At 61.7% G+C, this 20,076-nt stretch carries 21 protein-coding genes; 19 read left to right on the top strand and 2 right to left on the bottom strand.

Annotated elements, in window-relative coordinates; translation table 11 throughout:
- The first annotated feature begins 61 nt into the window (after positions 1-61).
- The 14 genes from AC07VY_RS00555 (at position 62) to AC07VY_RS00490 (ending at position 12,054) form a co-directional block, all read left to right on the top strand.
- Positions 62-652: a type II secretion system protein N gene (locus AC07VY_RS00555; RefSeq protein WP_495119469.1), complete on the top strand. Its 591-nt coding sequence runs from the start codon at positions 62-64 to the stop codon at positions 650-652.
- Complete coding sequence (gene gspD / locus AC07VY_RS00550) at positions 649-2,817, top strand: type II secretion system secretin GspD (RefSeq protein ID WP_495095996.1); 2,169 nt, start codon at positions 649-651, stop codon at positions 2,815-2,817. Before AC07VY_RS00555 ends, gspD begins: the two co-directional genes overlap by 4 nt.
- Positions 2,818-2,820: 3 nt before the next feature.
- Positions 2,821-4,296 (top strand): type II secretion system ATPase GspE, encoded by a 1,476-nt coding sequence (gspE, locus tag AC07VY_RS00545; RefSeq protein ID WP_495095997.1) that lies wholly within the window; start codon positions 2,821-2,823, stop codon positions 4,294-4,296.
- Positions 4,293-5,498, top strand: coding sequence for a type II secretion system inner membrane protein GspF (gene gspF, locus AC07VY_RS00540; RefSeq protein ID WP_495095998.1), 1,206 nt, complete (start codon positions 4,293-4,295; stop codon positions 5,496-5,498). Before gspE ends, gspF begins: the two co-directional genes overlap by 4 nt.
- Positions 5,498-5,986 carry a prepilin-type N-terminal cleavage/methylation domain-containing protein gene (locus tag AC07VY_RS00535; RefSeq protein WP_495095999.1) on the top strand — a complete coding sequence of 163 codons (489 nt, stop codon included), beginning with the start codon at positions 5,498-5,500 and terminating at the stop codon, positions 5,984-5,986. Before gspF ends, AC07VY_RS00535 begins: the two co-directional genes overlap by 1 nt.
- Before the next feature lie 21 nt (positions 5,987-6,007).
- Positions 6,008-6,412 carry a type II secretion system protein GspI gene (locus AC07VY_RS00530; RefSeq protein WP_495096000.1) on the top strand — a complete coding sequence of 135 codons (405 nt, stop codon included), beginning with the start codon at positions 6,008-6,010 and terminating at the stop codon, positions 6,410-6,412.
- Positions 6,409-6,999 (top strand): type II secretion system protein GspJ, encoded by a 591-nt coding sequence (locus AC07VY_RS00525; RefSeq protein WP_495096001.1) that lies wholly within the window; start codon positions 6,409-6,411, stop codon positions 6,997-6,999. Before AC07VY_RS00530 ends, AC07VY_RS00525 begins: the two co-directional genes overlap by 4 nt.
- Entirely contained in the window at positions 6,996-7,871 is an 876-nt protein-coding gene (gene gspK / locus AC07VY_RS00520; protein WP_495096002.1) for a type II secretion system minor pseudopilin GspK, read from the top strand. The genes AC07VY_RS00525 and gspK overlap by 4 nt, the downstream gene beginning before the upstream one ends.
- Positions 7,868-9,052 carry a type II secretion system protein GspL gene (gene gspL / locus AC07VY_RS00515; RefSeq protein WP_495096003.1) on the top strand — a complete coding sequence of 395 codons (1,185 nt, stop codon included), beginning with the start codon at positions 7,868-7,870 and terminating at the stop codon, positions 9,050-9,052. Before gspK ends, gspL begins: the two co-directional genes overlap by 4 nt.
- Positions 9,053-9,054: 2 nt before the next feature.
- Entirely contained in the window at positions 9,055-9,546 is a 492-nt protein-coding gene (locus tag AC07VY_RS00510) for a type II secretion system protein M (RefSeq protein ID WP_495096004.1), read from the top strand.
- Positions 9,543-10,301: a type II secretion system protein N gene (gspN, locus tag AC07VY_RS00505; protein ID WP_495096005.1), complete on the top strand. Its 759-nt coding sequence runs from the start codon at positions 9,543-9,545 to the stop codon at positions 10,299-10,301. Before AC07VY_RS00510 ends, gspN begins: the two co-directional genes overlap by 4 nt.
- Positions 10,302-10,315: 14 nt before the next feature.
- Entirely contained in the window at positions 10,316-10,741 is a 426-nt protein-coding gene (gene gspG, locus AC07VY_RS00500) for a type II secretion system major pseudopilin GspG (RefSeq protein ID WP_495096006.1), read from the top strand.
- A gap of 526 nt (positions 10,742-11,267) precedes the next feature.
- Positions 11,268-11,708: a nuclear transport factor 2 family protein gene (locus AC07VY_RS00495; RefSeq protein WP_495096007.1), complete on the top strand. Its 441-nt coding sequence runs from the start codon at positions 11,268-11,270 to the stop codon at positions 11,706-11,708.
- A gap of 94 nt (positions 11,709-11,802) precedes the next feature.
- Positions 11,803-12,054, top strand: a complete 252-nt coding sequence (locus AC07VY_RS00490) for a hypothetical protein (RefSeq protein ID WP_495096008.1) — start codon at positions 11,803-11,805, stop codon at positions 12,052-12,054.
- A 78-nt stretch (positions 12,055-12,132) separates the two neighbouring features.
- Here AC07VY_RS00490 and AC07VY_RS00485 read toward each other — a convergent pair whose 3' ends face one another.
- Positions 12,133-13,023 (bottom strand): DMT family transporter, encoded by an 891-nt coding sequence (locus AC07VY_RS00485; RefSeq protein WP_495096009.1) that lies wholly within the window; start codon positions 13,021-13,023, stop codon positions 12,133-12,135.
- A 104-nt stretch (positions 13,024-13,127) separates the two neighbouring features.
- Positions 13,128-14,528: an MFS transporter gene (locus AC07VY_RS00480; RefSeq protein ID WP_495096010.1), complete on the bottom strand. Its 1,401-nt coding sequence runs from the start codon at positions 14,526-14,528 to the stop codon at positions 13,128-13,130.
- 584 nt (positions 14,529-15,112) lie between these two features.
- Between AC07VY_RS00480 and AC07VY_RS00475 the strand changes: the two genes are divergently transcribed.
- From AC07VY_RS00475 to AC07VY_RS00455, 5 genes are read left to right on the top strand one after another with little or no spacing between them, the layout of a single operon-like run.
- Complete coding sequence (locus AC07VY_RS00475; protein ID WP_495096011.1) at positions 15,113-17,533, top strand: penicillin-binding protein 1A; 2,421 nt, start codon at positions 15,113-15,115, stop codon at positions 17,531-17,533.
- Positions 17,534-17,541: 8 nt separating this feature from the next.
- Complete coding sequence (locus AC07VY_RS00470; RefSeq protein ID WP_495096012.1) at positions 17,542-17,892, top strand: GlpM family protein; 351 nt, start codon at positions 17,542-17,544, stop codon at positions 17,890-17,892.
- A gap of 48 nt (positions 17,893-17,940) precedes the next feature.
- Entirely contained in the window at positions 17,941-18,258 is a 318-nt protein-coding gene (locus tag AC07VY_RS00465; RefSeq protein ID WP_495096013.1) for a hypothetical protein, read from the top strand.
- 3 nt (positions 18,259-18,261) lie between these two features.
- Positions 18,262-19,224 (top strand): homoserine kinase, encoded by a 963-nt coding sequence (locus AC07VY_RS00460; RefSeq protein ID WP_495096014.1) that lies wholly within the window; start codon positions 18,262-18,264, stop codon positions 19,222-19,224.
- 17 nt (positions 19,225-19,241) lie between these two features.
- Entirely contained in the window at positions 19,242-20,039 is a 798-nt protein-coding gene (locus AC07VY_RS00455) for a BPSS1780 family membrane protein (RefSeq protein WP_495096015.1), read from the top strand.
- Positions 20,040-20,076 lie beyond the last annotated feature (37 nt).

The following is a 20,076-nucleotide window of genomic DNA, read 5'->3' as shown; positions in this document are numbered from 1 at the left end:
CCCCAATTGCGAGCGCAGCCAGGCCATATCGCGCTCATTAACAGTTGATTGGAGCATTTGAATGCGTTGGAATTTTTCCGGCCTGCTGTCGCGTGCCCGTATGGGATGGTCGCCATACGCTGGCATGTTGTGGGCCGTACAGTGCCTGGCTTGCGTGGCTATAGCCTGGATTGCCGCGCAAACAATTTGGTGGCTGGCAACGCCAAGCAGCGCCCCGCTTGCAGGCAAAGCCTCGCTCACACTCGTGGAGCAGAGCAACCGCGTGACGGCTCGCCATTTTTTCGATGTTGAAATTGCACGGCGCCCCGCCGCTGGGCCTGGCGCAGATACCCCACCAGGAGGCATTGACCCGCGCTGGCGGTTGCTGGGCACGTATGTGGACTCTGGTGGCAGGAGCCGTGCACTGTTAGTGCTGGAAGGCAGTGCCCAAGTAGTAGTGGCCCAGATCGGGGACCGGCTGCCATCCGGCCATACTGTCATGGAGGTGCTGCCTGAGCGCATCGTTCTGGACAAGGCGTCCCAGCGCAGCGAGTTAACTCTAAGGCCAACAGCCCCCAACGGGCGAGAGCAAGAAGCACCCGGAAGTCGCTCCGGGATGCCTAGCCCACCACCGCCCTCGGGCCCCATTTCGTTTACCAAGGATCCTCGATGAATTTTCGCAAGTTGCTCTGGGGCGTCGGCCTGGGGCTGTGGGGCCTGGCTGCGCAGGCTGCCGAAGACACGGTAACTCTTAACCTGGCCAATGCCGAAGTGTCTGTGGTGTTGAAGCTGGCGTCTGAGTTGACCGGCAAGCTATTCGTACTAGACCCCAAGGTCAAAGGCAATGTCAACGTAGTGTCGGCAAGCCCGATGCCGCGTTCGCTCGTGTATCCCACCTTGGTGGCTGCACTGCGCTTGCAAGGCATTGCCGCAGTGGATGATGGAAAAGTAGTGCGCATCCTGCTTGATGCGGATGCTCGTCAACAATCTGTTGGGGTAGGCGTGGGTGGATCACCCCTGAGCGGTGACACCATTGCAACCCGCATGTTCGCGCTGAAATATGAAGCTGCCCAGTCGGTGGCTTCTGCAATCAAGCCCTTGCTGAACAATAACGCGACCGTTGTCGCCTATTCGGCCAACAACACCCTGGTGGTTACCGACTATTCGCAGAATCTGAAGCGACTTGAAGTCGTGTTGGCAGCTATCGACGTGTCGGGGTTGGGCTTACCCGTGATGGTGCCACTGAGCCACGCGACGGCAACGGAGTTGGCGCCCCTTATCCAGAATCTGATGAGCGACAGTCCTTCCCAACAGGCGTCTACAACAGCTTCGCCCGGCGGTGCTGCTGGAGCCAATGCTGTGACTGCTGTGGGTGATAGCTTCGCCGTCATGGCCGAACCGCATAGCAATAGTTTGCTCATTCGCAGCAGTTCACCGGGCAAGCTGTTGCGCGCGCAGGAACTGATCAAGCAGATAGACCGACCTGAAGCGGGTGCCAGCATCGAGGTCATCTACCTCAAGAATGCCGTAGCCAGCGAGGTGGCGCAGATGCTGCGCGCCATCCTGTCTGCCGACCAGGCGACTTCCAAGGCCGCCGGATCCGTATCAGGGGAAAGCAACAACTCGTCGGCGCTCGGCTCCAACCGCTCGTCTGGCCTGGTGCCCAACAATGCCATGGGCAGTAGCACTTCAACGTCAGGGGCAGGAGCGAGCGGCGGCAGCAACGGTGGCTGGCAAACCACCGGGGGCTTGGTACAGGGAAGCTATGTGCAGGCGGACGTAGCCAACAATGCGATTCTCATCAGCGCGCCCAACATCGTGATTGAACGCTTGCGCAAAGTTATCAAGCAAATGGATTTGCGCCGTGCGCAGGTCTATGTGGAAGCGCTGATCGCCGAGGTCAACAGCGACACCGCTGCCCAGTTCGGCTTTCAATGGCAGGCATTAAGCGGTTTGGGCACCGGCAGCTCCGGCGCCCAATTGGTGGGGGGCACCAATTTCTCAGGAGCCAATACAGGCATCCTCAGCTGGGCCCAAAACCCGACTTCGGCCGGAACCGGGCTGAGCCTAGGTATCGCCAACGGAACCATCACGCTGCCTAACGGAACCATCATCAACAACCTGATGGGATTGGCGACGTTCCTGGAAACCACTAGCAGTGGCAATATTCTGTCCACGCCCAACCTGATGACCTTGGACAACCAGGAAGCACAGATCATGATCGGACAAGACGTGCCGATCGTCACAGGCAGCTATTCGTCAACCAGCTCATCGTCCACAGTCACCCCGTTCCAGACATTTGACCGGCGCAAAGTGGGCTTGTCTTTGCGGATCCTGCCCCAAGTGTCCGAAGGGGGCATGGTCCGCATGAAGATCGTTCAGGAGGCGTCGTCAGTGGTGCAAGGCACTACATCGAACGCATCGGGGCCCACCATCAACACCCGTACCATCGAAACAGCGGTCCAAGTACAGGATGGCGGTCTGATTGTTCTAGGCGGACTATTGCAGGACAACTTGGGAGATACAGAAAACAAAGTCCCCGGCCTAGGGGATCTACCGCTGGTAGGGGCTCTGTTCAAGCACACAAGTAAAACCCGGTCCAAGACCAATCTGCTGGTGTTCATCCGCCCAAAGACTCTCCGCTCGGCAGAGGCGGATGAAACGCTGTCCATGTCCCGCTATTCCTATATCCAGGGGCTACAAAAATCGACCAACGAAAAAGCCAAACTGGAGTTGGGCCCCCTGCTGCCTTCCCCTGAGTTGAAAGCTGACGCAACCCTCACACTTCCCGCCCAACCCACACCCATAACGCAACCCGTTGCTGAAGAGCCGAGGTAGTCGATGGTGGCGCTGAATTCGTTGGACGGTGGACGCATACCGTATCTATTTGCGCGGCGTCATGGGATGCTGCTGCACCCTACTGATGGAGGCGAGCCAGTCCTATGGGTGTGCAAGGCCACGCCTGTAGGGCCTTTGGCCGAGGTTCGCCGCGCCTTAGGCTCAGCAGTTACGCTCAGGATGGTCTCGGATGAAGAGTTCTCCCAAGCCCTGACATCGATTTATTCAGACGGCACAGACAGCGCCGCCTCGATCGTGGACACGGCCGGCCAGGAGGTGAACCTGGACCAGTTGGTCAACGATTTGCCGCCGGTCGAAGATTTGCTGGCCAGCGATGGCGATGCCCCCGTCATTCGCCTGATCAACGCACTCATCGCCCAGGCCGTGCGCGAAGGCGCATCGGACATCCACATTGAGCCCGAGGAGCAGCGCACCGTGGTGCGTATGCGTCGCGATGGCGAATTGGTGGAGGTACTGGCACCGCACCGGGCACTGCACGCCGCCATGTCCTCCCGCATCAAAATCCTGGCGCAACTGGACATTGCCGAAAAACGCCTGCCACAAGATGGTCGCATTGCCATCCGGCTGGCGGGCAAAACGGTGGATGTACGGGTATCCACAGTGCCGACTTCGCACGGCGAGCGCGTGGTGATGCGCCTGCTGGACAAAGACCCCAAGCGCATGGACTTGGCCGTGCTGGGCATGGCACCCGACACGCTGGCGAGCTTCGACTCCGCCATCCATGCACCGCACGGCATCGTGCTGGTGACCGGTCCGACGGGTTCGGGCAAGACCACGACGCTGTATGGCGCCTTGATGCGCATGAATTCGCGCAACCGCAACATCATGACGGTAGAAGACCCGGTGGAGTACGACCTGGCAGGTGTTGGTCAAGTGCAGATCCATTCCCGCATCGACATGACTTTTGCGCGCGCGTTGCGCGCCTTGCTGCGGCAAGACCCTGACGTGGTGATGATCGGTGAAATTCGGGATCTCGAAACAGCCCAGATCGCCATCCAGGCCAGCCTGACAGGCCATCTGGTGCTGGCCACTGTGCACACCAATGATTCGGTCAGCGCCGTTACCCGTCTGGTGGACATGGGCGTTGAACCATTTTTGCTGGCGTCCAGCCTGATCGGGGTACTGGCGCAGCGCCTGGTACGTCAGCTGTGCCCTCACTGCAAAGAACCCGATCCCGCGTACGCCGACGAACCCGAGGAACTGGGGCGCGCGTTTCGCCCACGCGGCTGTGTGCAATGCAGGGGCACCGGTTATGCAGGACGATTAGGCATTTACGAGTGGCTGACCATGGATGACCGGCTGCGCCGCCTGGTCCACGACGGCGCAGGCGAACATGTCCTGCGCGACACTGCACGCGAGCACGGAGGCCTTCGGCTGCTGCAAGAGGATGGTCAGCGCTGGGTTCGATCTGGCGTGACGTCGGTAGACGAGCTGATGCGCGTGGCAGGAGACCGATGAAAACTTTCCGCTACCAGGCCATTGATGCATCCGGGGTACGGGTCGAAGGCAGCCAGGAGGCGGACAGCGCCCCCCAGCTACGCACCACCTTGCGGGAAAAGGGGCTGCTGCCGGTATCGGTGGAGGAAGCCAACGCCCACACATCCTCGGCAGGAGGACGGCGCAGCCGCATCCCGCCACGGGCCTTGTTTCTGCTGACGCAGCAATGGTCGTCGTTACTGCGAGCGGGGCTGAATGTGGACGCCTCGCTAGCGACCCTGGCCGGCCAAGTGGACAAGCCTGCACACGGTTTAATCATCAATGCAGTGCGCAATGAGGTCCGTGCAGGCCACAGCCTGGCCAACGCCTTGGCTATGCACCCGCGCACCTTTCCCCCGCTGTACCTCGCATTGATCCGGGCAGGCGAGACAGCGGGCGAACTGGGCGAAGTCATGTCTCGCCTGGCCGACTACCTGGCCGAAAGCCAAACCCTGCGCAGCAAAACGATGGAGGCCATGATCTACCCCCTGGTCATGTTGGTGGTGGCCCTGAGCGTAGTGGGTGTGCTGTTGGCATATGTGGTCCCCCAAGTGGTAACCGTGTTCCAAAACCAGCACCAGACACTGCCGCTGCTCACCCGCGCATTGCTGAGCGTGAGCAGCGGTGTACGCGCAGGTGGCGGCTATGCAGTAGGAATGGCCATTCTGGCCGGCATCTGGTGGCTCCATGCCATGAAGCAATATGCCTTTCGCCGCGCGGTGGACGTCCGACTGCTGCGCTTGCCTATTGTGGGAAAGCTGCTGCGGTCTGCAGACACCGCGCGGTTTGCCAGCACCTTGGCCATTCTGGTGCGCAGCGGTGTCCCGCTGCTACTGGCACTGGAGGCAGGCAAGGCGCTGCTCGAACGCCTTCCCCTGAAGGAAATTGTGGGTGGAGCACTTCAGGAGGTCAATGCCGGCAAGAGCCTGAGCCGTTCGCTCAAGCACAAAGATGGGTTCCCGCCTTTGCTGATCAACCTCATCGCCAGTGGCGAACAAAGCGGCCAACTGGCTGAGATGCTGGCCCAAGCCGCCCGGCTGGAACAGTTGTCGCTGGAACACGATGTGGCCATCCTGATCCGGCTGCTGGAACCACTGATGATCCTGGTGATGGGCGGCATGGTGCTGATGATCGTGCTGGCCATCCTGCAACCCATTTTCAATATCAACCAGGTGCTGATGTAATGGGTTTCAAGACGCTCCGGGTACGGGGCTTTACGCTGATTGAAATCCTGGTGGTTGTCGCCGTCCTGGGAATCATGCTGGCCATGGCCATGCCCAACACCCGCAATGCCGCGATGGTGCAACGGCAGGTTTCGCTGGAAAAATTCGTGAACACACTGGAGGCGGCTATGTTCGCCAGTGTCATTGGAGGCCAGCACCTGCGCCTGCTGTCTGATGGGAGCCACTACCGCTTCGAAAAGCGCCAAAACGATGGCACATGGATGCCCCCCACCGACGCCGACGCATTGAAGGCGGGCCAGTTGAACGACGATGTGCACATCGAGCAGGCCTGGCAGGACAACAAAGCGATGCAACCGCCACTGCGCATCGAGTTCATCGGCGCCACCCCACCGCTGCTGCGGATCCAGCTGCGCGACGGTGCCCGGCTCGTCCGATTGGAAACCACGGCTTCCGGCGGTGTAGTGCAAACGGTGGAGCCAGGGGGCTGAATGCCATACAGGAGCTTGAACGTGGCCGCACAACGTAGTCGTGCCCGGGGCATCAGTCTGTTGGAAGTGCTGGTGGCACTGCTGGTGCTCAGCATCGGCCTCATTGCGGCCGTGCGGGCCACAGGCCTGACGGCGGCCAATGCGCTGCGCCTGCGCACCCAAATGTGCGCCGATTGGGTGGGGCAGAACCGGCTCGAACTGCACCATGCGCGCGCAGACTGGCTGGACGCGGGCATCCAGCCCGCGCAAACAGAGCGCCAGTGCGGGCTGGAGTTTGTTGTTGCCGAAGAAGTGAGCGATACCCCCAGTCCCTTGGCCCGCAAGGTAGACGTGCATGTGTCCCTAAAAGACGATCCAACGGCAAAGGTAACGGTTCAGGGGTATCTGACCCACCAGGTCAACCTCATACCAGGAGAGCCATATTGACTTTCCGGCATAGCGCAAAAGGCATGACTTTATTGGAAGTCATGGTCGCCATGGCCTTGCTGACCGTGCTGGGAGCCATGGCGAGCAAGGGTCTGACACAAGTCCTCCGTGCCCGCGACGTGGTGTATGCCGAACAGTCGCGCTGGCGCAGCATTGCCATGGCCTGGGCACGCATCGGGGAGGATGTCACTTGTGCGGTCGATGGCTTGCCCATCGACGTTATCCAGGTTCACTGGCAGGGCGAAGGTGCCACAGCCCGCTGGGCCATCTGGGGCTCGGCGGGAAGCGTGCTGCCAATTCAGTACAGCTTGCGCAATGGCACGGTAGTGCGTACTTTGGGGGCCGACCTTTCTCGCCCGCAAGTTGCTGGGCCTGGCACTGGCCGAACGCAAGCCCCGCCTGCGGAACTGGATACACCGCTGCTCGGTGGCGTGCGGACCATGGCACTGTCTTTCCTGGATGGCCAGGGCAATTGGCACGATCGCTGGCCAGTCGAAGGGGCATCCGATGCCAAACTGCGGGCCCTGCGTGTCGCCCTGACGCTGGACGATGGGCGCGACGTCACACGGGTCTATGCCCTGCCATGAGCATGCACACCTCGCACGTTACCCGGCACCAAAAAGGCGTAGCCCTGCTGATGGCACTGCTCTTGGTGGCTGTGGTCACCGTGTTGGCGTCGGCCATCCTCTGGCGCGTCGATATCTGGGTTACGCAGGTAAAAGTGCTGCGCGACGCACGCCAGGCGCATCGCCTGGTAATGGGTGGTGTGGACTGGGCCCGTTCGGTCTTGTATGAACGCCAGCGCCAACGCATAGGCAAAGACTACCTGGGCGAGGCCTGGGGCACGCGGGTGCCTCCCATCCCGATCGCCGGAGGCGAAATCAGCGGCCAGATGTTTGATGAGCAGGCCAAATTCAACATGGCATGGCTGTTGGCCGGGGACCCCTATGTCTGGGGCCAATATGAACGCCTGCTGCAGGCGCTGGGGCTGCCCCCTGCGCTGGCCGCGTCCCTGAAAACGGCGCTATCGGGCAAGGTGTCGGAACGTGTCCGCTATATGGGTACGGCCAGCCTGGAGGCTATACCCGGCTACACACCGGAAACCATTGCAAAACTGGACAAATACATCACCCTGCTGCCCACCGCCAATTCAAAGCTGAACGTCAACACTGCGCCTGTGGAGTTGATTTACGCCATAGCCCCCGGCCTCAGCTTCCAGCAGGCGAAAGAAATTTTTAACCGGCGTGCCGCCACACCTTTTGAATACACCCCGGATTTCTACACCTTGCTCAACGAGGATGCCAGGGACACATTTCGCACGGAATCCGTTTCGGTTCGCAGCGACTTCTTCAAGGTCGAAGTGCACGCCAACTTTGAACAAGGCCGGGCGTCTGCGATTGCCCTGCTAAGACGCAAACCCGGAGCCTGGCCCGATGTTGTTTGGATGAAGCGCCCATGAATCGAACCTTATATCTCTCTATCGATGCGGGCTGGCCGCATCAACACCTGGACTGTCCCTGGAGTCTGGTCGAAGGTGAGCGCCTGCTCACCACAGGGCAAGACACCCACAAGCAGTGGCCACCAGCCACGGAGCACGTGCTCATTCTCTCCCCAGAGCAGCTTGTTTACCACACGGTAAAGCTCCCTCCAAAAGTGAATTGGAAAGACGCTGCCGCAGTCGCCATGGCGCTGGAGGACCGATTGGTGGACGACCTGGGCCGTTTGGTCGTGATTCCCCTGCGCCAACAAGGTGACGAAGTGGTCTGCTGCACATTGCAGCGCCAGCGACTGGAACTGCTGGTAGCCACGATGCAAGAACTGGGGCGGTCCTTGGCGCGCGTGGAGGCATTGGCCGAGAAGCTCCCCACCGCCGCGGGCGCATGGCGGGTTTTCCAAAATGAAGACGACCTTCTGTGGGTTCACGATGGCATGGTTGCAATGGAACTGGACATGCCCGGCGACGGTGCAGGCATTCCCATTGCCCTGGCCTTGCACCGTGAGCAGGCTACGCCCCCGCCACCGACCCGCATCCAGTTGTACGGCGTGACACCCACTCTCTTTCAGGGGCTGGAAGAGGCATGGGGTATTCCGGTCGAACGCGTAACTGCATTGGATTGGCGCGCCACCTTGTCGAACCCCAGTGCCAACCTGCTGGTCGGAGACTGGATGCCCCGGCGCAAGCTTATGGCCGAGCCCGCATTCAGGACTGCGCTGATCGCGATCGCAGCCTGCGTGTGCATTCAGACGCTAATGGCCTTGGCCAGCATAGGCAAGACATGGTGGTCCATCCACCAGGTCAAGAGCGAGCAACTGGCTTTCTGGCAGGAGGTAAGTGGCAAGGCCGACCAGACCGACAAGCCGGCCCGCCAGTTGCACCAACTGTGGCAGGCCGCACGCGCCCGCGTGGGCGAATCGCGTACAGACGGGTTTGTGCCAGTGCTGGCGGCGCTGGCGCAGCAGCTACCACAGGCCAAATTCACCAGCCTGGACTATGACCAAGGCCGCTTGATCGCCGTTTGGAGCGGCAGCAGCCAGGATGCGCGCGCGCTGGAAACCGGCATGCTGCAACGCGGCTACACCGCCGTCACGCAATCGACCAACAATGGCACGGTCACCACGGCGCTAATGGCCAAGGAATAACCATGAAACAACTGCAATCCTGGTGGAAAGGCCTATCCCGACGGGACCAGCGCCTGCTTACGGCGTGGCTGCTCGGCATGGCCGTGGTGGCGCTGGTCTGGTTCTGGTCGGCGCTGGCCGCAGCCCAGGAACGGGCCCAAAGCCAGCTGGCGACTGAATTGAAAGTCCTGGGCACGATGCGCGTCCAGGCCGACGAGTTGCAACGGCTCAAACAACTTCCCACAGCGGGCGGCAACGTCAACCAGGTGTATTCAGTGGCGGTGTCTGATGCACTGACCAAGTTTGGCTTGCCCACCGAAATCGTCCAACCCCTGGATTCCGAGAATCAGGTCTCTTTGCAAGGCGTGGTGCCATTCGACAAGTGGGTGGATTGGCTCGCCTTTGTGCAGAAAGACATGCGCATGCTTGTGCAAAAGGTAAAAGTCACCCGGGCAGATGTACAAGGCATGGTTGAAATCCAGGCCACGTTGGAACTGTGGAGGACCGAGCCGTGAAGCGCTCCCGTCAAATCGCCGTCACCTGCCTGCTAACCGTGGTGTTTATGCTCTGGCTGGCCCCAGCCAGCCTCATTGGCACAGTTCTGCAACAAGCCACCAACCATGAGTGGGATTTGGCCGACGCCGACGGCACACTGTGGAACGGACGCGGGGTAGTTACGGGTATGCGCGGCAAAGACCCGCGTCAGCTGTCTCTGCCGCCTCTGGAATGGAGGCTGGACGGATTCCAGAACGCTGGCCTGCTGTTCCAGATCAAGGTCAATGGCTCGTCCATCGGGCAAGTACAGCTGGGCTTGTATGGCTGGCAGGTCAACCTGCGGGGACTGGGCGTAGAGGCAAAGGAAGTCACACCGCTGCTGCCCGGCATGCTGAACAAAGGCGACTGGCAAGGCTTTTTGAACTTTCGCCAGATTTCTGCGCAAGGCAACCTGCAGTCCACCCGCATATCCCAGATTGAAATGGAATGGCTCAACGCCGCGACCAGCCTGGTTCCAAAAGGGCAACTGGGCACTTTCGAGCTGAAAGGCCATAGCGAGAATTCCGGTGTGAGCTTTTCAATCACCAGCCAGGACGGCCCTCTGGTGATTTCCGGCCAGGGTAGCCACTCCGTGCAACAAGGATTCCAGTTCACCGGAGAGCTCATCGACAATGCCGGGTTGACCGCCCAGTTCCCGGGATTTCTTGGAGCTTACTTGCAAGCTGCTGGAGCCCCTGGCCACTACACCCTGAATGTTTCCAAACTGAATATTTGAGCAAGGACCATCACATGCCACGCATTCGCAAAAACACCGGCTTCACGCTGATCGAAATTCTGGTGGTCATCACCATCCTGGGGATTCTGGGGGCTTTAGTGATTCCTAAAATCATGGACCGCCCGAATGATGCGCGGGTCGCTGCAACCAAGCAGCAAATTGCCGACACCGTGCAGGCCTTGAATCTGTACAAACTGGATGCCGGAAGTTTTCCCAGCAGCAGCCAGGGCCTGGGGGCTTTGGTACAAAAGCCCAGCAGCGGCAAAGTGCCACCGAACTGGCGCGTGTATATGGATCAAATGCCCAAAGACGCCTGGGGCAATGAATTGCAATACCGGTCCCCAGGCTTGCACGGAGAGATCGATGTATTCAGCCTGGGGGCTGATGGCGAAACTGGCGGAGAGGGATACAACGCCGATATAGGCAGCTGGATGCACTAGGCGCTGATACCTCCTGGGTTATTTTTGTTCACGAAAGCTGAGTCTGGGAGTTCGGAAACAGCCCTCCGAACTCCCAGGGGTAATCGATTAAATCCCCCAAAGAACCAAAGATTGCCCGTGGCTCTGGCAGTTCTCCAACCCCTGTATCCATACAAAAACACCTTGTAGCGCAGATAAAACCTGCGGAGACAGCTACAAAAAAAGTAGCACACCCCACCCTTGAGCGACTGCGGCCACGCAGCCGATCCAGCGCAGACACACCAGCCACCTACGCTTGCCCGGCGAAAAGATCGGGCGAACATGGGTGCTAGTGAACGCACTACCTGATCGATTCACGCAACATTAATGTGCAACTACACGGGTTTATCTGCGCGATTGAAGAAACTACATTGCACTCCAACGCACCGGGCGTTACTTACCCACAAGTGACCTTGGCGCCATGTCCCTGGACATCGGCGCCAAGGTCAACAAGGGCGAGATGAAGCGCTAAGTAGTTAACCAGCAGCAACCCCGATAGGAGCCCAAAATGAAACCCTTTAAAACCCTCTTCGCCGCAGCATCTCTTGTGGCGATCTTCTCCAGCAGTGCTTTTGCCCAAACCAACAAAGAGATTGTGGTTGCGGGCATGAAGGGGCTGTTCATCACGCATGACGCTTCGGTCATTGACAAGTACTGGTCGCCCAACTACACCCAGCACAACCCTGCGGTGCCCAACGGTTCCGAGGTGCTCAAGGGCTGGATTGGCAGCCTGGGGCCAGACTTCAAGTACGAACCAGGCATGGTGGTGGCCGAAGGCGACTTCGTCATGGTGCACGGCCGCTATACCGGCATGGGCCCCAAAGCCATGGTGGGCGTAGACATCTTCCGTTTGGCAAATGGCAAGATCGTGGAGCACTGGGACGTTTTGCAGGAAGAAGTCGTGAAGACCACCAGCGGCAACCCGATGTTTTCCAATCCACAAAAGTAATTGGATGGCCCCACGCACATGACAGCGGGCTGTTTATTCGCCCCTGTGCGTGGAAGCAGCTATGGTGTACAGAACACCCACAAAGGAGCATGCAATGGCCATTCTTCACCAAGTCCTGGAGCATATGCGCTCGGGTCGCTGGATCGAGGCCCACAACCTGGTGCAGACCGACGACTCGCAACTGGCCGCCTGGCTGCACGGCATCTTGCACATCCAGGAAGGCGATCTGGAGGATGCCGAGTACTGGTACGACAAAGCCAACCGCCCATTCCGCAGCCGCGGGACTTTGGATGAAGAGCTGGAACGCTTCCAGGCAGAGTTGCTGAGCCGGGACGGGCAGGCATAGCTGGCAGAAGCCGTATTCAACAAAAGTGCCTGTAGCGCATATAAAACCTGCGCAAGCAGCTACCAAAAAAAATAGCAACTACTTACCCACACCCTGCTGTGCCCGCGTCGTCACCAGCACGCCCAGGGCCACTACCACCGCCCCCAGCCAGGTCAGCAGGCCATAGTGCTCGCCCAGCACCAAGGTGCCCGTGCCCAGCCCCACGGCGGCAGCCACGTAGCCGATCTGGCTCAGGTACACCGGCCCGCCCACGCTTTGCAGGCGGAAGAACACGGCGAACATGGCCGCACTGATCGCCACCTGGGCCAGCAATAGGCCGGGTACGGCCAGGGCAGCCGAGAGCGGCAAGCTGCCAGTCCACACCAGCGACAGCACACCCAACACAGCGCCAGCCCCCAGGTTGGTGCCCGCGGCCAGAGCCAGGCCGCTGGTGCCGGCGGGCCAGGCCACGGTACGGTAGATATTGCCGCAGGCCAGCAGCAAGGGGATCAGAAAAGCCAGCGCCAACCACAGGGCCGCGCCGCCACCGGCTGTATCGACGCGGCCCTTGGACAGCACAATGACCAGGGCCCCGGCAAAGCCCAGGGCAATACCCGCTGCACCCAGTGCGCTGGGGCGCCGGCGCTGCAGCAGGCTGTGCAACACCAGGGTCACGATGGGCGAAAACGCGAAGAAGATGGAGATAAAGCCTGCCCCCAAATGCGGCATGGCGCTGAACACCAGCAGATTGGGCAGCGCGTTAGATACCGCGCCCGTCACCAGGTAGTAGCGCAGATGGCGTGCGTCCAGCGGCAGCCGCACGCGGCCCAGCCACAGGGCCAGCAGCAAAACCAGGCCGGCGCCAACGGCCATGATCCAGGACCAGACGATGGGCGCAACACCCGCCGCCCCGGCCAGCTTGCCCAAAGGAAAGCCCAGTCCCAGCAGACTGCCGGTGATTAACAGGAGGGGAAGTGGGCGGTTCAGCATGCGGTCTACAAAAAGCCAAACCTGCAGGATAACCCGCTATAAGAAAAATAGCTGCCGACGCAGACCACACCTGCGCGGGCAGCTAAAAGGAGACCGGTTAAAGACTAGGCGAGCGCCTGTTGCGAAGCGGCGATCAGCTTTTCACGGGCGGCGTCGTAAGCCTTCTTGGGCACGGGCACGGCGTCGGGGTTGCCCAGGTCCACCATCTGCACGCGGTAGGTTTCGCGGGCGGTCCAGGCAGCGATGGCGGCAATCACCGTTACGGCCAAGGTGATGGAGCCAATGGTGAACGGGATGTTCATCGCACCGGGGGGCGCTACAGCGGTGAACAGCGCGGGCAGCAAGGCGGTGACCAGCGTGCCCAGATTTTGCGAGATGGCCATGGCCGACACCCGGGTGCGGGTGGGGAACATCTCGGGGTAGAAGCTGGGGAACACAGCGTTATAGCCCTGGTACACCACGCCCCACATCAGCAGCGACATGGTGATGGCCAGCGGCACGTTGTGCACGCTGATGGCGTACAGGTAGCCGAAGGACAACAGACCCGAGCCCAGGGCACCGATGATGATGGGTGGGCGGCGGCCGATCTTGTCGGACAGATTGCCCACGAAGGGGATCACCAGCACGGCGACGATATTGCCCATTACCGGAATCCACAGGTACACGTCTTTCTCAAAGCCAATGCCGTAGCCGGGCTGCACTGCATAGGCCGCGCCGAAGATGGTGGTCACCACCGGGATGACGTTCATCAGCGAGCAGCACATCACACGCAGCATGTCGCGCCAGCTCTCGGTCACTGCCTGGATCATCGGGGCCTTGGGCACGGTGCCGTGGGCACCTTCTTCGGCGAAGGCAGGGGTTTCGTCCACTTCACGGCGGATGATGTAGCCGGCCACGATGACCAGGAAGCTCAGGATGAAGGGTATGCGCCAGCCCCAGGTGTTGAAGGCCTCGGTGGGCATGAAGTGCGCCAAGGGCAGGAACACCGCCGCCGCCAGGATCTGGCCGGCCTGCACGCCCTGCAGCGTGAAGCTGGAGAAAAAGCCGCGTCGCCCGAAGGGCGCGTGCTCCAGAATCATCGAGCTGGCCCCGGATATCTCGCCAGCCACCGCAAAGCCCTGGATCAGGCGCAGCATCACCAGCAGCGTAGGTGCCCACAGACCGACCTGGTCATAGGTCGGCAGCAGGCCCACGGCAACGGTGGAAAAGCCCATCAGGAACATGCAGATGATCAGCACTTTCTTGCGGCCCTGGGTATCGCCCCAGTGGCCTAGAAAGAAGGCCCCGATGGGCCGCGCCACATAGCCCACGCCATAGGTGGCCAGCGAGGCGATGATGGCGGTGGTGGGGTCGCCCTTGGGGAAAAAGATCTGCGGGAAGATCAGCGACGCCGCGGTGGCGTAGATGAAGAAGTCGTAATACTCCAGCGCCGAGCCGATCCAGCCACTGGCTGTGGCCTTCTTCGACTGGTGCTTGGCGCGTGAATCGCCGGCGGTGGTGCTCATGCATGTCTCCTGGGTGGGTGAACGTTGTTCTGCAAGCGGCTCATGCCGGACAGAGGGCGGAGGGTGCGGTCGCGCCAGCGTTCAGATGGTCCGTTAGCGGCCAGACCTGGCCGCGGTGCGGAGCAGAATGTAGTGTCGCCAAGGGCAAATCGCCATACAGCAGACGATCCACTCGTGCGATTATCAAACCAAGACGTTCACTAATCGCTCACAACTGGGGTAAGCCCTAGCATATCAACGCAGGCCCTTCCAGCCCGCAGTGCATCACGTGCCGGCATATGACTCGGTTCTATTTTTATAAAAAATACCGCTTCAGCGCAGAATTTATCTGCGTAAGCAGCTACTAATTCAATAGCATTACAAATGCTTGCATGGGGCCCGACACCCCGCTTTACACTCCCTTCACAGCCAGCCGCTAAGCTCCGCGACGACCGAACCGGGAGCCGCCCCATTAACTTGCCCGATCTTTGCAGGGCCCGCCGCCACTCCGATGCCAGCCCCCTCGCCCACGCGACAGAACGTCCACTACCCGCATTCAGCGCGCCCAAGCCCGCGCCCCAACCGGCACCAGCGCCATAGCTGACATGACCCCAATCCCCTCCTCTTTTTCTTCCTCCCATCCCGTACCGTCCCGCGCCCAATCCGGCAAGCTCTGGCTTACCGCCATATGGGTCTGCCTGGGCCTGGGCGTGATCGGCACACTGGTGCTAGCCATTGCAGCCGTCTGGTACTACCCCGGCCTGCCGCCGTTGGACAAGGTAACCAGCTACCAGCCGCAGCAGGCCATGCAGGTCTACACCAGCGACAACGTGGAGATTGCCCAGTTCGGCTCCGAGCGGCGTGACTTCCTGCCCATCGCGCAAATCCCCAAGCTAATGCAGGACGCCCTGCTGGCCGTGGAAGACGCGCGCTTTCGCGAGCACAGCGGCATCGACCCCATAGGCGTGCTGCGCGCCGTGGTGTCCAACCTGACTGGCGGGCGACGCCAGGGCGCGTCCACCATCACCCAGCAGGTGGCGCGCAACTTCTTTCTGAGCAACCGCAAGACGGCCGAGCGCAAGCTGAAAGAAGCCATGCTGGCCATCAAGATCGAGCACAGCCTGAGCAAGGACGAGATCCTGGAGCTGTACATGAACCAGATCTACCTGGGCCACCGGGCCTACGGCTTCAGCGCCGCCGCCCAGGTGTACTTCGGCAAGACCCTGCCCGAGCTGTCCGTGGCCGAGGTCGCCATGCTGGCCGGCCTGCCGCAGAACCCGGCCTTCGCCAACCCCATCAGCAATATGGAACGCGCCACGCGGCGCCAGCAGCTGGTGCTGGGACGCATGCTCAGCGTGGGCGTGATCGACCAGGCCCAGTTCGATGCCGCCACCAAGCAAAAACTGGTAATCCGCTCGCCGCTGCAGGTGCCGGTACATGCCGAGTACGTGGCCGAGATGGCACGCCAGGCCGTATTCGAGCGCTATGGCCAGCAGGCCTATTCGCAGGGCATCAAGGTCTATACCTCGCTGATCGCCGCCGACCAGCAGGCCGCCTACCAGGCACTGCGCAAGGGTGTGCTGGCCTTTGACCGCAAGCAGGCCTACCGTGGCCCCGAAGAAAACGAAGACCTGCCGCCCGCCCCGGCCGACGCCACCGAAGAAGACGCAGCCGCAGCCCAGGCGCTGAAGGACTACAGCGACGACGAAGACCTGCGCGTGGCCATCGTGCTGCAGGCCAGTCCGCAAGAAGTGGTGGCCCGCCTGGCCACAGGTGAGACGCTGCACATCCAGGGCGATGGCCTGCGCTGGGCCCAGCCCGCGCTGAGCGCCAAGGCCCAGGCCCCGCTGGCGCTGCGCCGTGGCGCCATCATCCGCGTGCAACACATGGACGGCAAGGGCGGCGGCTACTGGGCCGTGTCGCAATGGCCCGAGGTGCAGAGCGCCTTGGTATCGCTGACGCCGCAGACTGGCCGGGTGCGCGCCCTGGTGGGTGGATTCGACTTCTCCGACCAGCAGTTCAACCACGTGACCCAGGGCTGGCGCCAGCCCGGCTCCAGCTTCAAGCCCTTCATCTACTCCGCCGGTATCGACAAGGGCGTGATGCCGTCCACCCTGGTGAACGACTCGCCGCTGAACGTTGCCGCCGCCAATGGCGCACCGGCCTGGAACCCGCAGAACGACGACGGCCAGTTCCTCGGCCCGGTCAGCCTGCGCCAGGGCCTGGCCCAGTCGCGCAACCTGGTCAGCATCCGGCTGCTGCAGTTCCTGGGCGTGCAGCCGGCCCGTGAATGGGCAGGCCGCTTCGGCTTTGAGATCGACAAACAGCCGGACAACCTGACGCTGGCGCTGGGCGCCGGCAGCACCACGCCGCTGCAACTGGCCTCGGCCTATTCGGTGTTCGCCAACGGTGGGCATCTGCTGCCACCGGTGGTAATTGAGCGCATCACCGACGCCCAGGGCAAGCTGTTGTTCGAAGCTCCGCCCGCCCCCGCCCTGACCGACGAAGACCGCGTGCTGCCCGAGCGCAATGCCTACATCACCAACAGCCTGTTGCAAAGCGTCACCAGCATCGGCACCGCCGCCAAGGCCCAGTCCACGCTGAAGCGCCCCGACCTGTACGGCAAGACCGGCACCACCAACGACGCGGTGGACGCCTGGTTCGCCGGCTTCCAGCCCACCCTGGCTACCGTGGTGTGGATGGGCTATGACAAGCCGCGCAGCCTGGGCAGCAATGCCTTTGGCGCCAGCCTGTCGCTGCCCATCTGGATCGACTACATGAGCCGCGCGCTCAAGGGCGTGCCGGTGGCGCCATTCGCCCCGCCGTCGAGCGTGATGCGCGACGCACTGAACGACTGGACCTACACCGAGCCGCCGGAAAACGGCGAGCTGATACGCATAGGTTTTGACGAGCCTCCAGCAGACGCGAACACGGTCTTCCCCGCGCCGGCCGCGCAGTCTGTGGCGCCTGCAGCGCCTGCAGCGCCCGCTTTCCCCACAGCGCCTGCAGCCCCCATAAGACACTGAGCGGACCCATGTTGTCGTTGTTTCTGAAATGCCTATTGGGCGCGCTGGCGGTGCTGGCGATTGCACTGCTGTCGCGCTCCAAGAATTTTGTGGTGGCCGGGCTGGTGCCGCTGTTTCCCACCTTCGCTCTGATCGCCCATGCCATCGTGGGCAGCGAACGCTCAATGGCCGACCTGCGCACCACCGCCTTGTTCGGCCTGTGGTCGCTGCTGCCCTACGCCGTGTATTTGCTGACCGTCTACGCCCTGAGCCTGCGCTGCACGCTGACCACCACCCTGCTGTCGGCCACGGCCAGTTGGGCGCTGGCGGCCACGCTGCTGATGCTGGCCTGGTCCAGGCTCTATCCCGTGGGTCAATAACACCACGCTGGCCTATCGGCATTGGCGCATACACCTACAATCGTGTGCATGCGCGCCCTTCTATCCCTCCCCCTTGCCTTGCTTAGCCTGTTGCTGAGCCTGTCTTCCGCCTGGGCTGCAGTACCTGCTGCCCCCGCCCCTCCTATCGATCAGCGCATCGAGCACATCGAAGTCATTGACTCCGGCGCCCGCGTCAACGAACTGCGCGTAGGCGGTGAAACGCAAAACATCAGTGTCCAGCCCAGCAACGGCATGCCCGCCTATGAAGTGGTGCCGGCCAACGGTGCACGCAACCGCCGGCTGGACGAGCGCGATGGCGGCTCTGGCAGCGTGGGTCAGCGTGTCTGGAAACTGATCAGCTTCTAAGCCATGGCGGTGTACACGAAAGTCTCGCTGAAAGAGGCACAGGCCCTGGCGCGCCAACTGGATCTGGGTGATGTAAGCGCACTGCGCGGCATCGAAGGCGGCATCGAGAACACCAACTACTTCGTCACCACCGAGAGCGGCGAATTCGTGCTCACTCTGTTCGAACGCCTGAGCTTCGAACAACTGCCGTTCTACCTGCACCTGATGAAGCACCTGGCCCAGCGCGGCATCCCGGTGCCCGACCCGGTGGCCACGAAGGCCGGCAGCATCCTCCACACCGTCAAGAAAAAACCCGCCTCGGTCGTGAGCAAGCTGCGCGGCAAGAGCGAACTGGCGCCGGGCGTGCTGCACTGCACCGCCGTGGGCGACATGCTGGCGCGCATGCACCTGGCTGGCCGCGACTTCGACATGGAGCAACCCAATCTGCGCGGCCTACCCTGGTGGAACGAGACCGCGCCAGTGGTCATGCCGCACCTGGAACCAACCCAGGCCCAGTTGCTGCAAAGCGAGCTGGCCTACCAGAACCACATTGCCGAATCCAGCGCCTATGCGGCCCTGCCGCGCGGCCCCATCCACGCCGACCTGTTCCGCGACAACGTGATGTTCGATACGGTGGACGGTGCGCCCCAGCTCAGCGGCTTCTTCGACTTTTATTTCGCCGGCACCGACACCTGGCTGTTCGACCTGGCCGTGTGCCTGAACGACTGGTGCATAGACCTGTCCACAGGCGCCAATGACGCGGCGCGTTGCCAGGCCTTTCTGGACGCCTACTGTGCCGTGCGCCCGCTGGCCGCCGCCGAGCGCCAGCTGCTGCCCGCCATGCTGCGCGCCGGCGCACTGCGCTTCTGGATCTCGCGCCTGTGGGACTGGCATCTGCCGCGCGAAGCCGACATCCTGAAGCCTCACGACCCCGGCCATTTCGAACGTGTTCTGCGCGAACGCGTGGCCCATCCCATCACGCTCTGACCCCCGCGAAGCTCTCCATGAAACTCAAAATTGTCTCGGCACGCACTGGCATTGTGTGGGTGCGGCTGGGCATACAGGTGTTCTTCAAACAGCCGCTGGCGCTGACCGGCCTGTTCTTCCTGTTCATGGCCACGCTGTCGGTGCTGAACCTGGTGCCTCTATTGGGCAGCGTGGTGTCGCTAATGCTGCTGCCCACGCTGGGCCTGGGCCTGATGGCGGCCGCCCAGCGTGCCAGCCAGGGCAGCTTCCCTATGCCCACGGTGCTGCTCACCGGCCTGCGCGGCCCGCAGGCCAGCACCAAGCCCCTGCTGGTGCTGGGCCTGATCTACACCTTCTGGTTCTGCGTAATCGTGGCCCTGACCGCGTTGGCAGACGGCGGCGAATTCGCCCGCATGTTCTTTCTGCACGGCCCGCAGGACGAGGCGGCCGGCAGCGCATCGGGCATGGAGCTGCCGCGCGGCATCTTCCTGTTCATGCTCTTGCATCTGCCTTTGTCGCTGGCCTTCTGGCACGCGCCGGCGCTGACGCACTGGCATGGCATCACGCCGGTGAAAAGCCTGTTCTTCAGCCTGGTGGGCTGCTGGCGCAACAAGGGCGCGTATGTAGTGTTCGGCCTGGCCTGGTTCGCGGTGGTCATGGCCGAAGGCATCGTGGTGCAGATCCTGGCGCTGCTGCTGAACTCGGCCGAAGTGCTGGCCATGGGCACCTACGCCGTCAGCCTGCTGACCACCAGCATGTTCATGTGTTCGGTGTACTTCAGCTTTCGCGACAGCTTCGAAGCCGACGAAACCCTGGAAGAGCTACCAAAACCATAGCTGCCAGCGCAGACTCTACCTGCGCTAGCGGCACTTT

This window comes from Rhodoferax sp. GW821-FHT02C08 (assembly GCF_059421805.1).
The sequence above is the reverse complement of the archived record's forward strand: the minus strand, read 5'-3'. Positions and strand labels throughout refer to the sequence as shown.